The organism is Nocardiopsis coralliicola, assembly GCF_054779695.1.
The window spans coordinates 105488-121118 of the sequence record NZ_BAAGXT010000012.1 but is presented as its reverse complement, the minus strand read 5'-3'; the positions used below and the strand labels follow the sequence as shown (position 1 = coordinate 121118).

General features: G+C 73.3%; 15 protein-coding genes. 8 read left to right on the top strand and 7 right to left on the bottom strand.

Annotated features, from left to right (window positions below; all coding sequences use genetic code 11):
* Positions 1-514 precede the first annotated feature (514 nt).
* The 5 genes from ACYVGT_RS11750 (at position 515) to ACYVGT_RS11730 (ending at position 6235) form a co-directional block, all read left to right on the top strand.
* Complete coding sequence (locus tag ACYVGT_RS11750; RefSeq protein ID WP_460857088.1) at positions 515-1801, top strand: quaternary amine ABC transporter ATP-binding protein; 1287 nt, start codon at positions 515-517, stop codon at positions 1799-1801.
* Positions 1798-3030 carry an ABC transporter permease gene (locus ACYVGT_RS11745; protein WP_460857084.1) on the top strand — a complete coding sequence of 411 codons (1233 nt, stop codon included), beginning with the start codon at positions 1798-1800 and terminating at the stop codon, positions 3028-3030. Before ACYVGT_RS11750 ends, ACYVGT_RS11745 begins: the two co-directional genes overlap by 4 nt.
* A 79-nt stretch (positions 3031-3109) precedes the next feature.
* Positions 3110-4045 carry a glycine betaine ABC transporter substrate-binding protein gene (locus ACYVGT_RS11740; protein ID WP_460857081.1) on the top strand — a complete coding sequence of 312 codons (936 nt, stop codon included), beginning with the start codon at positions 3110-3112 and terminating at the stop codon, positions 4043-4045.
* A 179-nt stretch (positions 4046-4224) separates the two neighbouring features.
* Positions 4225-5157 (top strand): glycine betaine ABC transporter substrate-binding protein, encoded by a 933-nt coding sequence (locus ACYVGT_RS11735; RefSeq protein ID WP_460857079.1) that lies wholly within the window; start codon positions 4225-4227, stop codon positions 5155-5157.
* Between the two features lie 130 nt (positions 5158-5287).
* Positions 5288-6235: a glycine betaine ABC transporter substrate-binding protein gene (locus ACYVGT_RS11730; RefSeq protein WP_460857077.1), complete on the top strand. Its 948-nt coding sequence runs from the start codon at positions 5288-5290 to the stop codon at positions 6233-6235.
* Between the two features lie 111 nt (positions 6236-6346).
* Here ACYVGT_RS11730 and ACYVGT_RS11725 read toward each other — a convergent pair whose 3' ends face one another.
* From ACYVGT_RS11725 to ACYVGT_RS11715, 3 genes are all read right to left on the bottom strand, one after another.
* Complete coding sequence (locus ACYVGT_RS11725) at positions 6347-6826, bottom strand: hypothetical protein (protein WP_460857073.1); 480 nt, start codon at positions 6824-6826, stop codon at positions 6347-6349.
* Positions 6827-7125: 299 nt separating this feature from the next.
* Positions 7126-8823 carry a PH domain-containing protein gene (locus ACYVGT_RS11720; RefSeq protein ID WP_460857070.1) on the bottom strand — a complete coding sequence of 566 codons (1698 nt, stop codon included), beginning with the start codon at positions 8821-8823 and terminating at the stop codon, positions 7126-7128.
* A gap of 14 nt (positions 8824-8837) precedes the next feature.
* Entirely contained in the window at positions 8838-9296 is a 459-nt protein-coding gene (locus ACYVGT_RS11715; protein ID WP_460857183.1) for a PH domain-containing protein, read from the bottom strand.
* 282 nt (positions 9297-9578) lie between these two features.
* Between ACYVGT_RS11715 and ACYVGT_RS11710 the strand changes: the two genes are divergently transcribed.
* The 3 genes from ACYVGT_RS11710 to ACYVGT_RS11700 are packed head-to-tail and all read left to right on the top strand — an operon-like array spanning position 9579 to position 11753.
* Complete coding sequence (locus ACYVGT_RS11710; RefSeq protein ID WP_460857068.1) at positions 9579-10511, top strand: SPFH domain-containing protein; 933 nt, start codon at positions 9579-9581, stop codon at positions 10509-10511.
* Between the two features lie 31 nt (positions 10512-10542).
* Complete coding sequence (locus tag ACYVGT_RS11705; protein WP_460857066.1) at positions 10543-10881, top strand: type II toxin-antitoxin system antitoxin; 339 nt, start codon at positions 10543-10545, stop codon at positions 10879-10881.
* Positions 10878-11753, top strand: coding sequence for a class I SAM-dependent methyltransferase (locus tag ACYVGT_RS11700; RefSeq protein WP_460857064.1), 876 nt, complete (start codon positions 10878-10880; stop codon positions 11751-11753). Before ACYVGT_RS11705 ends, ACYVGT_RS11700 begins: the two co-directional genes overlap by 4 nt.
* 122 nt (positions 11754-11875) lie before the next feature.
* Here the strand turns inward: ACYVGT_RS11700 and ACYVGT_RS11695 are convergent, their stop codons facing one another.
* The 4 genes from ACYVGT_RS11695 to ACYVGT_RS11680 form a co-directional block, all read right to left on the bottom strand.
* Positions 11876-12328 (bottom strand): hypothetical protein, encoded by a 453-nt coding sequence (locus tag ACYVGT_RS11695; RefSeq protein WP_460857061.1) that lies wholly within the window; start codon positions 12326-12328, stop codon positions 11876-11878.
* Between the two features lie 172 nt (positions 12329-12500).
* Positions 12501-13253: a putative protein N(5)-glutamine methyltransferase gene (locus tag ACYVGT_RS11690; RefSeq protein ID WP_460857181.1), complete on the bottom strand. Its 753-nt coding sequence runs from the start codon at positions 13251-13253 to the stop codon at positions 12501-12503.
* Positions 13254-14165: 912 nt separating this feature from the next.
* Positions 14166-15122: a non-homologous end joining protein Ku gene (ku, locus tag ACYVGT_RS11685; protein WP_460857059.1), complete on the bottom strand. Its 957-nt coding sequence runs from the start codon at positions 15120-15122 to the stop codon at positions 14166-14168.
* Between the two features lie 102 nt (positions 15123-15224).
* The gene (locus ACYVGT_RS11680) at positions 15225-15596 is read right to left on the bottom strand and encodes a copper chaperone PCu(A)C (protein WP_460857057.1); all 372 of its coding nucleotides are present in this window, start codon (positions 15594-15596) and stop codon (positions 15225-15227) included.
* Positions 15597-15631: the final 35 nt, after the last annotated feature.

Here is a 15631-nt window from a genome sequence, read left to right as displayed (position 1 = left end):
GGCCGGCGACCTAGGACGAATCCGGCCTCTGTGCGTCGCGGTGACGTATCCGGACCGAAGGGGTGCGAAGGGTGGCCGCCGGACCTGCCTTGACCGGGATTTGTGTGACACGATTCACACCTTTTGCCCAAGTGGCATAGATCACATTTCGCCGCGTTCGCCCGCGCCCGTTGCGGGGCCCGCCTCGCCTTGCGCGCCGCGACCAGGCTAAACGTGTTACTTTCCCGTGATCTCCGCGGGGCGGCAGATAAGCTTAGCTCGGTAATGTCCGTAAAGCCATAAAAAGGACTTAAGGCGCGGTGGGCGGCACGCGCCGCACCGTGCGCCTGAGGGCCCCGGGGGGAGCCGGGCCCGGGACGACGGGGTGCAGCCTCGCGCGCCGTTTCGCCCCAGTGCCGGAGGGCAAGGGTGCCGAGGGCGGCCGGACGAGGGGTCTGCGCTGCCTCCGGTCCCTGGTGAGCAACGAGGCTAAGAGGAGACCGTGCCAGCAGTTCGTGCAGAGAATCTCTACAAAGTGTTCGGGAAGCGGGCCGACAAGGCTGTCGACCTGCTCGCCGACGGCCGCCACCGGGACGAGATCTCCGATCTCGGCGTCACGGCGGCGGTCATCGACGTGTCGTTCGAGGTCGAGCCGGGCGAGATCTTCGTCGTCATGGGCCTGTCCGGCTCCGGCAAGTCGACGCTGATCCGCATGCTCAACGGCCTGTGGCGCCCCACGTCGGGCACGGTCGAAGTCGGCGGCACCGACATCACCAGCCTGTCGAAGTCGGGCCTGCGCAACCTGCGCAGCGAGAAGATCAGCATGGTCTTCCAGCACTTCGCGCTGTTCCCGCACCGCACGGTGCGCGACAACGCGGCGTACGGCCTGGAGGTGCGCGGGGTCGACCGCGAGGAGCGCGAGGCCAAGGCCCAGGAGGCGCTGGAGCTGGTCGGACTCGCCGGCTGGGAGGACAAGGTCCCCGGCCAGCTGTCCGGCGGTATGCAGCAGCGCGTCGGCCTGGCCCGCGCGCTGGCGGCCGACACCGACATCATCCTGATGGACGAGGCGTTCAGCGCGCTGGACCCGCTGATCCGACGCGACATGCAGACCCAGCTGCTGGAGCTGCAGGAGTCGCTCGGCAAGACCATCGTCTTCATCACCCACGACCTCAACGAGGCCATGCGCCTCGGCGACCGGATCTGCGTGCTGCGCGACGGGCGCGTCGCGCAGATCGGCAGCGCCGAGGAGATCCTCAACGACCCGGCCAACGACTACGTGGCCCAGTTCGTCGAGGACGTCGACCGCACCCGCGTGCTCACGGCGTCGTCGGTGATGGAGCAGCCGATCCCGGTCGTGGCGCCGGACAACGGCCCGCGCGCCGCACTGCGGACGATGCGCGAGAACCAGACCTCCTACGCGTTCGTGCGGCGCAACGACCGCCGCCTCGTCGGCGGCCTGCGCGAGGGCGCGGTCGCCGAGGCCGTGCGCGCGAACAAGAGCGATCTGGCCTCGCTCACCGACACCGAGATCGAGCGCGTCTCCCCCGACACCGCCGTCGCCGACCTGTTCGGCCAGGCCGCGGAGAGCACGTTCCCGCTGGCCGTCGTGGACGAGGGCGAGCGCCTGGTCGGCGTGATCCCGCGGGGCACGCTGCTGGCCGCGCTCGCGCCGGACAACGGCAGCGGCGAGGCCCCGGCCGGCTCCGGCGCTGTCAGCGCCGCCGACGCCACCGACGCCGCCGGCACCGACGCCGCAGAGAGCAGCGAGAGCGGCGATGCCGTCGGCTCAGCTGCCTCTGACGAGGAAGGGGGCGCGAAGTGAACCCGCTGACCATCGCGATTCCGCGGATCCCCGTCGGTGACGCCTTCGAGGCCGCGATCCAGTGGATGCGCGTCTCGCTCAGCGCCGTCTTCGACGCGGCCGGCGTCGTCATCCGCACCTTCGTCGACGCCCTGTTCGGCCTGTTCGCCGAGACCTCGGCGACGCAGTACACGCTGCTCGCGGCCGCCATCATCGGCGTCGCGCTCTACCTGCGCGGCAAGCGCCAGTCGGTACTGATCGCCGTCGCCGTGTGGGCGGTGCTCTACGTCGGAGAGCTGCTGTTCGGCCTGGTCACTCTGATCGTGACCAACCTGCCCGCCGCGCTCTTCCAGCCGTTCATGGCGCTGTTCGGCTCCGAGTACGTCTACCCGCCGCTGATCGCCGCGCTGCTGCTGCTGATCGCGCTGCTGGTGCTCAGCTTCGTCCAGGGCCGCAACACCCGCCAGGAGCTGCTGGCGGCGATCACCACGGTGGCGCTCTTCGCCTTCCTGGTGCTGCACTTCGTCGCCGGAGTCCAGCTGGCGCTGCTGAACATGCTGCTGTTCGCGCTGCTCGCGACCGTTATCGCGAGCTGGAAGGTCGGCCTGTTCACCGTCCTCGGCTTCCTGCTCATCATGAGCATGGACAAGTGGGAGAACGCGATGAACAGCCTCGCGCTGATCGTCGTGGCGACGTTCGTCGCGGTCATCATCTCCATCCCGATCGGCATCCTGGCCGCGAAGAGCGACCGTGTCAGCACCGTCGTGAAGCCGATCCTCGACTTCATGCAGACGCTGCCCGCCTTCGTCTACCTGCTGCCGGCGATCGCGTTCTTCAGCATCGGCGCGGTGCCCGGCGTCATCGCGACGGTCATCTTCGCCATGCCGCCCGGTGTCCGCCTCACCGAGCTGGGCATCCGCCAGGTCGACAAGGAGCTGGTGGAGGCCGGCGAGGCGTTCGGCGCGCCGGACATGCAGATCCTCCGCCGGATCCAGCTGCCGCTGGCACTGACCACCATCATGGCCGGCGTCAACCAGGTCATCATGCTGAGCCTGTCCATGGTCGTCATCGCCGGCATGGTCGGCGCGGGCGGTCTGGGCAACGACGTCTACACCGGTATCGCGCAGGGCAACATCCCCGTCGGCTTCGAGGGCGGCATCGCCGTCGTCATCCTGGCGATCTACCTGGACCGCCTCACCGGGGCGGTCACCCGCTTCTCCCCCGCGGCCCGTGCGGCCCGCGCGGCCTGACCCCGCTGCCGGCGGAGGCGGCCCGCGGTTCCGGGCCACTCCGCCGGATCACCGTTCACCCAGCACAGAGGAGAAGGACATGCGCACCCGCATCCGATCCCGTCGTTTCCTGGCCGTCGGCGCGGCATCCGCGTCGCTCATGCTCTTCGCTGGAGCCTGCGGCGGCGGTGGCGGCGTCGCCACCGGCCCCGAAGGCGGCGAAGAGGGCGGCCAGGAGATCAGCATCGGCATGATCCCCTGGGAAGAGGACATCGCGGTCACCAACATGTGGAAGGTGATCCTCGAAGAGAAGGGCTACACGGTCAACGTCGAAGAGGTCGACGTCGCACCGACCTTCGAAGGCGTCTCCAACGGCGACATCGACCTGTTCCTGGACACCTGGCTGCCCACGACCCACGGGGAGTACTGGGACCAGTACGGCGACCAGCTGGAGGACCTCGGCACCTGGAACGAGAACGCCTCGCTGGAGCTGACCGTCCCGTCCTACGTGGACGAGGTGGACAGCATCGCCGACCTCAAGGACAACGCCGACCTGTTCGACGGCCGCATCGTCGGCATCGAGGCCGGCTCCGGCCTGGTGCAGCAGGTCGAGAACGAGGCCATCCCGACCTACGGCCTGGAGGACTACGAGCTGGTCAAGTCCTCCACCCCGGCGATGCTCCAGGAGCTGGAGACCGCGATCGCCGACGAGGAGCCGATCCTGGTCACCCTGTGGCGGCCGCACATCGAGTACTCCAAGTACGACCTCAAGGACCTGGAGGACCCGGACGGCGCGATGGGCGAGGCCGAGAGCATCCACTCGGTCGGCCGCGCGGGCTTCGGCGAGGACTTCCCCGAGGTCACCAAGTGGATGGAGGGCTTCGAGCTGTCGGACGACCAGATCCAGGAGCTGGAGACCGCCGTCCTGCTCGACAACGAGGACGACCACGAGGCCGGCGCCCGCCAGTGGCTGAAGGAGAACCCGGACTTCCTCGAGACCGTCATGGGCGAGGACGCCGAGGGCCTGGAGTTCTGATCTCCGCCTGACGTATGCGCAGCCGCGCACCTGCACAACCGGCCCCGTCGGTCCGCCGGCGGGGCCTTGCTGCGCCGAAAACCGGTTCGGACGAGCCAGCGCGCCCGCCTTCCCCCGCCCGCACACCCACCGCCTGCGGCCGTCCCGCCGGCCGCGCCCCCCGCAAGGAGATGGTTCGGATGGCTTCCCTTCCCCGGAGTCCCCGCTGGCTGCCCCTCGGCGCGCTGGCCTCCTCGGCCGTTCTGCTGGCCAGCTGCAGCGGAGGCGGCGGGGTCGCCACCGGCCCGGAGGGAGGTGAGGGAGGCAAGGAGATCAGCATCGGCATGATCCCCTGGGAGGACGACATCGTCGTCACCAACCTGTGGAAGGTGATCCTGGAGGAGAAGGGCTACACGGTCACCATCGAGGAGGTCGACGTGGCGCCCACCTTCGAAGCCGTGGCAAACGGCGACCTCGACCTGTACCTCGACGTGTGGCTGCCCACCACCCACGAGGACTACTGGGACCAGTACGGCGACCAGCTGGAGGACCTCGGCGCGTGGAACGACACGGCGTCGCTGGAGCTGACCGTCCCGTCCTACGTGGACGAGGTCGACAGCATCGCCGACCTCAAGGGCAGCGCCGACCTGTTCGACGGCCGCATCGTCGGTATCGAAGCCGGGTCCGGCATCGTGCAGCAGGTTGAGGGCGAGGCCATGCCGGCCTACGGCCTGGAGGACGACTACGAGCTGGTCACCTCCTCCACCCCGGCGATGCTCCAGGAGCTGGAGACCGCGATCGCCGACGAGGAGCCCATCCTCGTGACGATGTGGCACCCGCACATCGAGTACTCCAAGTACGACCTCAAGGACCTGGAGGACCCCGAGGGCGCGATGGGCGACGCCGAGTCGTTGCACGCCGCCGGCCGGGCGGGCTTCACCGAGGACTACCCCGAGGTCGCCGAATGGCTCGGCAGCATGGAGCTCGGCAACGAGGAGATCGAGGACCTGGAGTCGGTCGTCCTCGTCGACCACGAGGACGACCACGAGGCCGGCGCCCGCGCGTGGCTCGCCGACAACCCCGAGTTCCTCGAGACCGCCATGGGCGAAGACGCCGACGGCCTCGAGTTCTGAGGGCACCCGCCCGGGCAGCCGGCGGCCGCGGGCCGCCCGCCCCCACCACCACCGGTGAACAGCCGCCGGACGTGCCCCGGGCACGGCCGGCCCCTGCGCGGACGCCGCAGGACATCCCCGAGGGAGAACCGTGAATACCGTAACCACCAGTCGATCCCGACGCTCCTGCTGGCTGCCCGTCAGCGCGCTGGCCTCCTCCGCCGTGCTGCTGGCCGGCTGCGGCGGCGGTGGCGGTGTCGCCACCGGCCCGGAAGGCGGCGAAGGGGGCGGCCAGGAGATCAGCATCGGCCTCATCCCGTGGGAGGAGGACATCGCGGTCACCAACCTGTGGAAGGTGATCCTGGAGGAGAAGGGCTACACGGTCAACGTCGAAGAGGTCGACGTCGCGCCGATGTACCAGGGCGCCGTGAACGGCGACATCGACCTGTTCCTGGACACCTGGCTGCCGGAGACCCACGCCGGCTACTGGGAGGAGTACGGCGACCAGCTGGAGGACCTCGGCAGCTGGAACGACAACGCCTCGCTCCAGCTGACCGTCCCGTCCTACGTGGACGAGGTGGACAGTATCGCCGACCTCAAGGGCAGCGCCGACCTGTTCGACGGCCGCATCGTGGGCATCGAGTCGGGATCGGGCATCGTGCAGAAGGTCCAGGACAGCGCGATGCCGACCTATGGCCTGGAGGACGACTACGAGCTGGTCACCTCCTCCACCCCGGCGATGCTCCAGGAGCTGGAGTCCGCCGTCGCCGAGGAGGAGCCCATCGTGGTGACCCTGTGGCGGCCGCACATCGAGTACTCCAAGTACGACCTCAAGGACCTGGAGGACCCCGAGGGGGCGATGGGCGAGGCCGAGAGCATCCACATGGTCGGCCGCGAGGGCTTCGGCGAGGACTTCTCCGAGCTCAACGCCTGGCTGCAGGAGTTCGAGCTCGACGACGAGCAGCTGCAGGAGCTCGAGTCGGTCGTGCTGATCGACAACGAGGACGACCATGAGGCCGGCGCCCGCGCGTGGCTCGCCGACAACCCCGGGTTCCTCGAGACGACCATGGGCGAAGACGCCGAGGGGCTCGAGTTCTAGCAGCACCGGATTCTCCGAGCGGTGGCGCTGCCGAGCGGTGCTGCCCGCGGCGGCCGCGCCTGCAGGGGTGCGGCCGCCGCTCTGCGCCGGGGCTCCCGGCTGCGCGGAGCGTCAGGACCCGGCGGTGAGCGAGCGGTCCCGCGGCGGGATGCCCGCGCCGCCCATGAACATCTCGACCTTGTCCGGCGAGGTCAGGCCGGTGAGGGAGAGGTAGGGACGGGACGCCCGGCGGCCCTCGGTGGAGGGGAACTTCAGCGGCCGCCCGGCCGGGTCGTACAGCGCGAGCGAGCGGGTGCGGCCGGTCAGCATGGCGTAGGAGCCGATCCGGTCCCGCGGCACGGTGACGTGGTAGCGGCCGCGCGCGTAGACGAACTCGTCGGCGTCGACCTCGATGACCGGCGCGTGCAGGGTGGCTCCGTGCCCGGCCAGCGCCACGCCGGCGGCGGCCAGCAGGATGCCCAGGACGAGCCCGGCCCAGTGGTCCCACGCGCTGGCGAGGACCGCGATGCCGACGGCGGCGAGCGCGGCACCGCCCCACAGCTCGCCGTATTTGCGCCCGAGGGGGCAGAGCAGGCGGACCGGCTCGGACACAGCGGAGCCTCCCTCATCGGAGTGGCGGGTGCGGCGGAGATCGCGCATCGAACCCTATCGGCTGAGCGCCGGCCGCCGCGGCCGATTGGGGCACACGGCGGGTCCATTGGGCGCGGATCCGCGGAATCACCGCCTATGCGGACAACGCTATCGGTTGTCCCCGCGGCGAATGCCGCGGCGCGCCCGGCGGCAGCGCGGCCGCCGGGCGCGCCTGCCGGGGAAGCACGGGCGGCCGCGCCGGTGGTCGGGCGCGGCCGCACCAGGTCCGTGCGCGGGGGAGCGCGTGGCCGTCCCGCTGCTCACTCCGCCTCGCCGGCCCCGCTGACGAGGAACGGCTCCAGCAGGCCGGGGACCGCGGCGTCGGCGAAGGCCACGGCGCGCCCCTGGGCCATGTCGGCGGTCCGGTGCACGCCGCCGCCCGCGGCGACGAACGCGCCCAGCGTCGCCAGGCCGGCGCGGCGCTGGAACGGCGTCCGCCGGATCGACCAGCCGATCACGCCGTCCCGGCGCAGTGCGTCGGTCGACCGGGCCGGACCGCCGCGGCGCAGGTAGAGGAAGGTCCGGTCGAGGCCGTGGCCCAGGCCCCGGTAGGAGCTGCGGGCCCACGCCCCGCCCACCGCGGCGGTCAGCAGGGCGGCCGCGGCGGTGCCGGCGGCCGTGGCCGGCGCGCTGGTGAACGGCAGCAGCGCCGCACCGGTTCCGGCCGCCGCGACGGCGAGGACGGCGAAGGCGGCGCGCACAACCCGGCGGCGGAGCGCGGCCTTGGGGTGCGGCGCCAGTGCGGGGATCTGTGCACCGCCGGTCGCCTCGGCCGCCACCGCGAGCGCGCGCTCCCGCGGCATCTCCGGGGTGAGCGTGCGCTTCGGCACGAGGCCGGCCTTCTGCGAGGACTCGGTGAGCCCGGTCGCGATGGCCGCCACCGAGGCGGCTCCGGCCCAGCGCAGCGGCAGCGGCTCGTGCACGCGCACACCGCGCATCCGGCCCTCCTCGATGGAGACCGAGCTCAGGTTGGCCAGCCCGCGGCGGACCCGCAGAGTGCCGTCGGGCTCGCGGGTGAGCCGGTAGTCCCACCACGCCTCGGTGTGCAGGGCGAGCGCGCCGAGCACGCCCAGCGCGAGCGCGCCCAGCACGGCCGCGGCGATGGCGGGGACGGCCCGGGCGGTCAGCGAGCCGACGGCGCCGACGGCCTGCTGGGTGAACCCCTCGAAGGCGACCTGGGCGGCGACGCCGAGCACGGCGAGGAGGATCGCGTATCCGGCGGCCAGGGACGCGGGCGAGAGCGCACCGTAGGCTAGCCACGGCTTGTGCAGCGAGGCGAGGACGGGCGCCTCCGCCGAGGTGCCCCCCTGCTCCGCCGCGCCGGGGTCCGCGGCCGCGTGCCCGGCAGAGCTGGTGCGCTGGAGCAGGGTGCGGCGCAGGCGCTCGGACTCGTCGGCGGTGACCAGCTCCAGCACGGCCTCGTCGCCGTCGCCGGCGTCCTGGCCGGTGCCGACCGTGACCTTGCGCAGCCCGAACGGGCGCGCCCAGAGCGGTGCGGCGGCGTCGACGCTGCGCACCCGGTCGCGGCGGAGCGAGCGGTGGGTGCGGGCCAGGACGCCCGACTCCATCTCGACCCGGTCCGGTGTGACCCGGTAGCGGGTGAGCCGGTGGCGCACTGCTGCGTCGCCGATCAGGACGCCGGCGAGCAGCGTCCCGGCCAGGAATGTGAGCGCGCCCCACGGCCAGAGCAGGCCGAAGAACCCGAGCACGGCGGTGCCGGCCACCGCCGGAACGGCCACGACCAGCACCACCACGGCGGCGCTGGCGGCCACGGTGAGCGGGCTGAGCCGGAGCCAGCCGCCGTCCGGGCTGTCTGCGCCGGGCGGTGCGGAGCCGGGCGCAGAGCGGGCGGATACCGCTCGGGCGGGCGCCGGGCCCGCCGTGCCCGCCGGGGCCGCGCCGGCGCGCCCGCCGCCTGCGGTTCCGGGTGCGGTTCGGGGTGCAGTGGTGTCGCGCATGCTCGTCACGTCCTTCAGGTGGCATCGCCGGGGACGGCCCCGGCGGAGTCGGACAGGCGGTGCGCCAGGTCGGCGGCGTGCCGGGCGTCGAGCCCGGAGACCCGGAGCGGCCCGGCTGCCGACGCCGTGGTCACGGTGAGCGTGGCCAGTCCGAAGAGGCGCTGCAGCGGCCCGCGGTCGGTGTCGACGGTCTGGATGCGGCTGAGCGGGGCGATGCGCCACTCCTGCCACAGCCAGCCGGTCGCCGTGTAGACCGCGCCGCCGGTGGCCTCCCACCGGTGCACGCGGAAGCGCCAGAGCGGCATGACCGCGGTGGTGAGCAGGCCTGCCGCGCCGATCGCGGCGGCGGCAAGCCAGAGCCACGGAGCGGCCGCCGGGAGGATGCCGAAGCCCTCGGCGGCCGCGGCGAGCCCAGCGGGCAGGGCCGCCGCCGGCACCGCGATCGCGGCGGAGACCGCAGCCCAGTGGGCCATGGCGCGCCGCTCCACCCGGTGCCGCGGCGGACGGAGCCGTACGTCGTCCCGGAGCGCCGGAGCGGCGGCGCCCACCGCCGCTTCCGCTGCGCCCGGGGCGCCTTCCGGCGCTGCCCGGCGCGGTTCCGGACGGGCGTCCTGGGTGCCGCCGGTTCGGGTGTCGGTGCGCTGCCCGGCCATGGCTCCTCCTCGTGCTGGTCGATCAGGCGTTCTTTTAAAGTGATATCACAAAGCTATGCTAGAGTCATCATGTAATTCACGCCGGACGCCGGGAGGGACCCCATGACAGCGCCGCAGCCCCAGCCGCACCCCGACACCGCCCCTCCAGTGGAGATGCCGGCCCCGCAGTACCGCGAGCGGACCGCGTTCGGCACCGCCGGCGTGCCGGTCGCCCTGGTCTGCATCGTCGGCCTGCTCGCCGGAGCGGCGCTGATCATCGCCGGGATCCCGGGGCCCGGCTTCCTGCTGCTGGCGGCCGGTGTCGTGCTCGTGCTGGCCGCCTCCGTGGTCGCGATCGGGCTCACACCTGTCGCGCCGAACGAGGCGCGCGTCGTGCAGTTCCTCGGCCGCTACACCGGCACCGTCCGCCAGGACGGTCTGCGCTGGGTCAACCCGCTGTCGACCCGTACGGCCGTTTCCACCCGGATCCGCAACCACGAGACGTCGGTGATGAAGGTCAACGACGCTGACGGCAGCCCGATCGACATCGCCGCCGTCGTCGTGTGGCAGGTGGAGGACACCGCCCGGGCCGCGTTCGAGGTCGACGACTTCGTCCAGTTCGTCTCCACCCAGACCGAGGCGGGCGTCCGGCACATCGCCGGCCGCTACCCCTACGACGCGCACGACGGCCGCGCCCTCTCGCTGCGCGACAACGCCGAGGAGATCACCGAGCAGCTCTCCCGCGAACTCACCGAGCGCGTCGAGTCCGCCGGCGTGCGTATCGTGGAAGCGCGCTTCACCCACCTCGCCTACGCCCAGGAGATCGCGCAGGCCATGCTGCAGCGGCAGCAGGCGGGGGCGGTCGTGGCAGCGCGGCGCCAGATCGTCGAGGGCGCCGTCGGCATGGTCGACGAGGCCCTGCAGAAGCTCTCCGAGCAGGAGGTCGTGGAGCTCGACGAGGAGCGCAAGGCCACCATGGTCAGCAACCTGCTCGTGGTGCTGTGCTCGGACCGGCCGGCGAACCCCGTCGTCAACACGGGGTCGCTCTACCAGTAGCCGCCAACGATCGGAGGAGCGGCGCACCACCGTGGCTGAGCGGAAGAAGATCCTGCTGCGACTGGACCCGGCCGTGCACGACGCACTGGCCCGCTGGGCCGGCGACGAGCTGCGCAGCACCAACGCCCAGATCGAGTTCGTGCTCCGCCGCGCCCTGAACGACTCCGGGCGGATGCCCCGCGGCGCCGGCGCGATCCCGCGCCGCGGCCGGCCGCGCAAGACCGCCGAAGAGGCTGCGGACACGGCTGACACCGCGGCCGCGGACCGCGGCGAGCCCGGTTCCGCCCCCAGCGGCGGCGCGGAAGGCGCCGGGCCCGGCACGAGCGGCAGCGGAGGCACGGCGCGCGGCGGCGGGGCGGAGGAGCAGTGACCGGCGGCCGGCACAGCGCGGCCCCCGGTGAGCGCGCCGGGGGCCGCGGCTCAGCAGAGCCCGACCCCGCAGCGCGCTTCACCGGACTCGCCAGCGGCTACGCCCGCTACCGGCCCGACTACCCGGCCGAGGCAATGGAGCGCCTGCGTGCCGCGGTGGCGGACGGGGGCGGCGGTAGGGCAGCCCCCCTGCTGGTCGACGTGGGATGCGGCACCGGTGTCTCGACCCGCGCACTGCGCGCCGCCTTCGGCCCCGAGCCGCGCATCGCCGGCGTCGAACCGAACGCCGATATGCGCGCGCAGGGCCTCGCCTCGGCGGCTGAACCGGGGGCCCGGCCCGGCGAGGGCGTCAGGTACGTGGCCGGCCGGGCGGAGCAGCTGCCCTTCGGCGCCGGTACCGCGTCGCTGGTGCTCGCGGCGCAGGCGCTGCACTGGTTCGACAGGCCCGTGTTCTACCGGGAGGCGGTGCGGGTGCTCGCTCCGGGCGGCGTCGCGGCAGTGCTGTCCAACGACCGGCAGCTGCACGAATCGGCGCTCCTCGACGCCTACGAGTCCTTCCTTGAGGCCTATGCGGAGGGCTACCGGCGCGACTTCCGCTCGTACGACGCCGCCGGCGAGCTTGGCGCTGTGCCGGGGGTCGGCGCCGTGGCCGAGTTCCGCGTCCCGTGGACCCGGCACCTGGACCGGGACGGCTTCCTCGGCCTCGCTTTCTCTTCCTCGCGCACCGCTGACGCGGTCCGCGCGATCGGGCGCGAAGCCGTCCGATCCGGGATCGCCGCCCTCCTCAACTGCCACCACCCGGACGGCCGCGTGCCCATGCCCATGGCCACGCGCCTGGTGATCGCCCGCAAAGAGGGCGGCGCGAAGGATTGACCGGGGGGCGCGTACCCGGTGGCAGTGCGGCGCTTCCCAGACCGGTCACCAGCAATCCTGCACGCGCAGCAGCGCCGGGCAGAGCCGTGATTCCCGAAGGGGAGCGATTCGGCGTGCGGGTGTCAGCTGCCGGTGGGGGCGCGGGCCGGGAGGGCACGGACGAGGAGCCAGGCGACCGCGGCGCAGACCGCGCCGACGAGGAGGCCCGTGGCGATACTGCTGATCAGCGCGGCCGAGCGCAGTACCAGCTCCTCCGCGCCCGCGGAGAGCGTCCCCGCGAGCGCGCCGCCGAGCGACGGCGCGCCGGCCGCGAAGACCGTGCTCCACAGCAGCTGGTGAACGGCGCCCAGCAGCACTCCGTACGCGGCGCCCACCAGCAGCAGCGACGCGACCGGCCGCGCGGGCCGGAGCGCGGCGACGACGGCCACCCAGACCACCGGCGGCAGAAAGACCAGTACGGCGTTGACGGCCGGGCCGACGAGTTCGAGGTCGTGCGCGACTACGCGCGGCACCCCCAGCAGGGCCAGCCCGATAACGCCCCACCACGGCAGCAGCCGCATCCCCTGTGCCTTCATGCCGCTCCCTCGGTGCTGCGGATCAGTTCGGCGCTCACCGTAGGCGGCCGCTCCGGGGAAGCGCGTCCCCCAGGGGGCGGCTCTTCTCGTGCTCCGCCGGGAGTAGCCGGGCACGGGTTCTCCGCCGGAAGGAGGGGCGGGCTGCCGGCCGCCGCACGTGTGCGGGCGCCGGTCAGCCTCGCTGGCGGCCCGCAGCGACGACCGCGCCGTACTCCTCCGAGGCCAGCGTGTGCGCGGCGAGCCCGGCCTCCGACATCGCCCGGGAGACCGCCGGCGCCTGGCCTCCGGCCACTTCGGCGAGGAGGGTGCCGCCGGGCGCGAGCCAGTCCGGCGCGGCGGCGATGATGCGCCGGTGGACGTCGAGGCCGTCCGGCCCGCCGTCGAGCGCGTGCGGCGGCTCGTGGTCGCGCGCCTCGGCGGGAAGCGTCGGCAGTGAGCGCGTCGGGACGTAGGGCGCGTTGGCCACGAGCACGTCGATCCGCCCGCGCAGCGTGGCAGGCAGCGCATCGAACAGGTCGCCCGTGTACACCGCGCCCGCACCGGAGAGGGTGGCGCCGGCCAGGGCGGTCGCGGCAGGGTCGATGTCGGAGGCGTGCAGTTCGATGCCGGGCACCGCCGCCGCGAGCGAGGCGGCCAGGTTGCCCGCGCCGCAGCACAGATCGGCGGCAACGGATCCGGGGCGGCAGCGGGCGATCGCCTGCGCGGCGAGGAACTCGGTGCGGCGCCGCGGCACGAAGACACCGGGACCGACGGCGATCCGCAGGTCGCAGAACGCGGCCCAACCGAGTACGTGCTCCAGCGGTTCACCCGCCGCGCGGCGGGCGGCCAGCGCGGTGCGCCCGGCGGTATCGGGCGCAGCGGCGGAGATGAGCCGCGCCTCGTCCTCGGCGAAGACGCAGCCGGCGGCGCGCAGCAGCGCGGTCAGCTGGTCGGGGGCGGCGCCGGCCGGAGCGTCCGGACCGGGCCGGGAAGCGGCCGCAGACGCTGCGCGGGTCGGGGCATCCGAATGGGGGAGAGCGGAGTGGGGAGATGGCACGGAGACCTCCGGGTCGTCCGGGCGCTTGGCGCGCACCCGCTACCGGGCCGGCGGCGCGCGATGCTGAAGGAGCGCCGGTTCTGTCGGGACGGGAACGGGACTCACCTCCTCGGTCGCAGTCGGGCGTGCAGCCTATCCCAGCGCCGCAGCGCCGAGGGGAGGCGCGGCGGTGGCTCTGCGGCCGGCGCGCGCCGTCCGCCGCGCGCCTCCACCAGGACCCTTTGCGGTCCCGTGGCGGCCTCTCCAGACAACGTCCGGAACTGCTCTCCCGGAGGAGGTCCACTCGCCGGTCCGGGACCCGTCCCCGACCGCCCCGCACGCACCACCGGCCCCAGCGCCCACGGCGCGTCGGCAGGCCGGAGACGCCCGGCGCGGTCGCGAGCCGCCCCGCCCGCGCCATCGGCCGGTTCCGGCTGGTGCGCCCAGCCGCCCGGCTTCAGCGTCCGGCTCCAGCGGGCGCTGCGGCAGAGCCGCCGATGCGGTGCCGGCAGGGCGCGGCGTCGCTGCCGCCGGATGACCCGGGGCCTTCTGCCCCTCCGCGCAGCGCGGTCGCGGACCGACGGCCGATGCCCGGCTCCAGGGGCCTCCGGCGGCGCGCGGGCAAGGCGCTCCGGCCCTGCGCAGCGGTACCGGTCCGGCGGGTACGCCGTGCGCACCGCCGCTGTCCGGCGGGCCCTGTGCTCGCCCGCTGGGACGAGAGCACCCGCCGCGCTGCCCGCCGGTCCGGAGGCGGGAGCGGCAGCGCGGCCGCCTAGCCGCACCCGGGCATGGGCGGTGCCCCCGCCGGCAGCCGGTTCCGCTTCAGGACGCCTCGCGGGCCTCGGAGACGGCGGCGGCGAGCTCGTCGCGGGTCATCGAGGAGCGGCCGCGGACGCCCAGTTCGGCGGCCTCCGCCTGGAGCTCCTTCTTGGTGCGGTGGCCGCTGCCCTCCGGGGACCGGCGCGGGGACGGCGCTCCCTTCCCGCTGCCCTTGCCGCGCTTGGCGCGCCGCTTCTGCAGGCTCTCCCGCAGCGCGTCGCTCAACTCCACGACCGTGCCCTTCGGCGCGGGCTTCTCCGCGCGGTAGTGCACGGTCCGGCCCTTCGCCTTGGCGTCGATGAGCTCCTCAAGCCGCTCCTCGTAGGTGTCGGAGTAGTCCTCCGGGCGGAAGTCGACCGCCATCGCCTCGATCAGCTGCGCGGCCAGGTCCAGTTCCGCCTTCTTCGCCTGGCCCTCGGCCGGCGGGTCGAGCACCGCCGACGGCGGGCGCACCTCGTCGTGCCACCACAGTGTCGACGCCGACAGCACCCCCTGCTGCGGCCCGACCAGCACCAGGTGCTCGCGGTCGCGCATCACCACCGTGGCGATGCCGAGGCGGCCGGTCTGCTCCAGCGCAGAGCAGAGCAGCCGGTAGGGCTTTGCCGCTCCCTCGTCGGCGCCCACGTAGTAGGTGTTGGAGTACCAGAGCGGGTCGACGGAGCCGGCCGGCACGAAGCCGGTGATCTCCATCGCCTTGGACCGCTCCGGCATGATGTCCTTCAGTTCCGGCTTCTCCAGCAGCACGTAGTCGCCGCCGCCGGTCTTGGCGCCGCGCACGATGTCGTCCGCGTCCACCGTCTTGCCGGTCCGCTCGTTCACCCGCTGGTAGCGGATGCGGTCGGAAGTGCCGCGTTCGAACTGGTGCATCGTCGGCCCGTGCCGCTCGCGGGCCGCAAACAGCTTCACCGCCAGGGAGACCATCCCGAAGGACAGCGTTCCCGTCCACACCGGATTGGGCATTTCGGACACCCCCCTGCGTCCATGATGGGCGCGGGCGGGCAAAGGCCGGGTCGATGGCGGCCCAGTGAATCCCGTGGCGGCCGGCTTCCGGGCGGGCGCTCCTCAGGTGCTCGCGCGCAGCGGCACCGTCACCGTGGAGCCGTCCGAGAAGTGCAGGTCGATGCTGATCTCGTCGCCGGGCCGGATCGTGCGGGTGGGGATGTCGAGCTGGAGGCGGTCGTCGCCCGGCCGCAGCTCGATGGAGGACTGCGGCGGGATGGTGATCCGGTCCAGTCCGGCCTTGACGTGCTCGCCCTCCTCGTCGGCGGTCGTCACGAGGTTGACCTGCTCGTAGTCGGGACTGGTCGCTCCGGTCAGCGCGACGTCGGAGTCCCCGGTGTTCTCCAGCTGGAGGTAGGCATCGGACGTGCGCTGGGACGGGATCCAGAGCAGGCGGCCGGTTCCCGGGGTGACCCGCACGGACGGCGTGGGCATGGCGTCTCCACTCGATAGCAGTCGAATCGCGGTTC

Bases quoted from the DNA above. Each gene is read 5' to 3' on its own strand.
- ACYVGT_RS11740 (WP_460857081.1), top strand. From the start codon at position 3,110: ATGCGCACCCGCATCCGATCCCGTCGTTTCCTGGCCGTCGGCGCGGCA.
- ACYVGT_RS11735 (WP_460857079.1), top strand. From the start codon at position 4,225: ATGGCTTCCCTTCCCCGGAGTCCCCGCTGGCTGCCCCTCGGCGCGCTG.
- ACYVGT_RS11720 (WP_460857070.1), bottom strand. From the start codon at position 8,823: ATGCGCGACACCACTGCACCCCGAACCGCACCCGGAACCGCAGGCGGC.
- ACYVGT_RS11715 (WP_460857183.1), bottom strand. From the start codon at position 9,296: ATGGCCCACTGGGCTGCGGTCTCCGCCGCGATCGCGGTGCCGGCGGCG.
- ACYVGT_RS11710 (WP_460857068.1), top strand. From the start codon at position 9,579: ATGACAGCGCCGCAGCCCCAGCCGCACCCCGACACCGCCCCTCCAGTG.
- ACYVGT_RS11695 (WP_460857061.1), bottom strand. From the start codon at position 12,328: ATGAAGGCACAGGGGATGCGGCTGCTGCCGTGGTGGGGCGTTATCGGG.
- ku (WP_460857059.1), bottom strand. From the start codon at position 15,122: ATGCCCAATCCGGTGTGGACGGGAACGCTGTCCTTCGGGATGGTCTCC.
- ACYVGT_RS11680 (WP_460857057.1), bottom strand. From the start codon at position 15,596: ATGCCCACGCCGTCCGTGCGGGTCACCCCGGGAACCGGCCGCCTGCTC.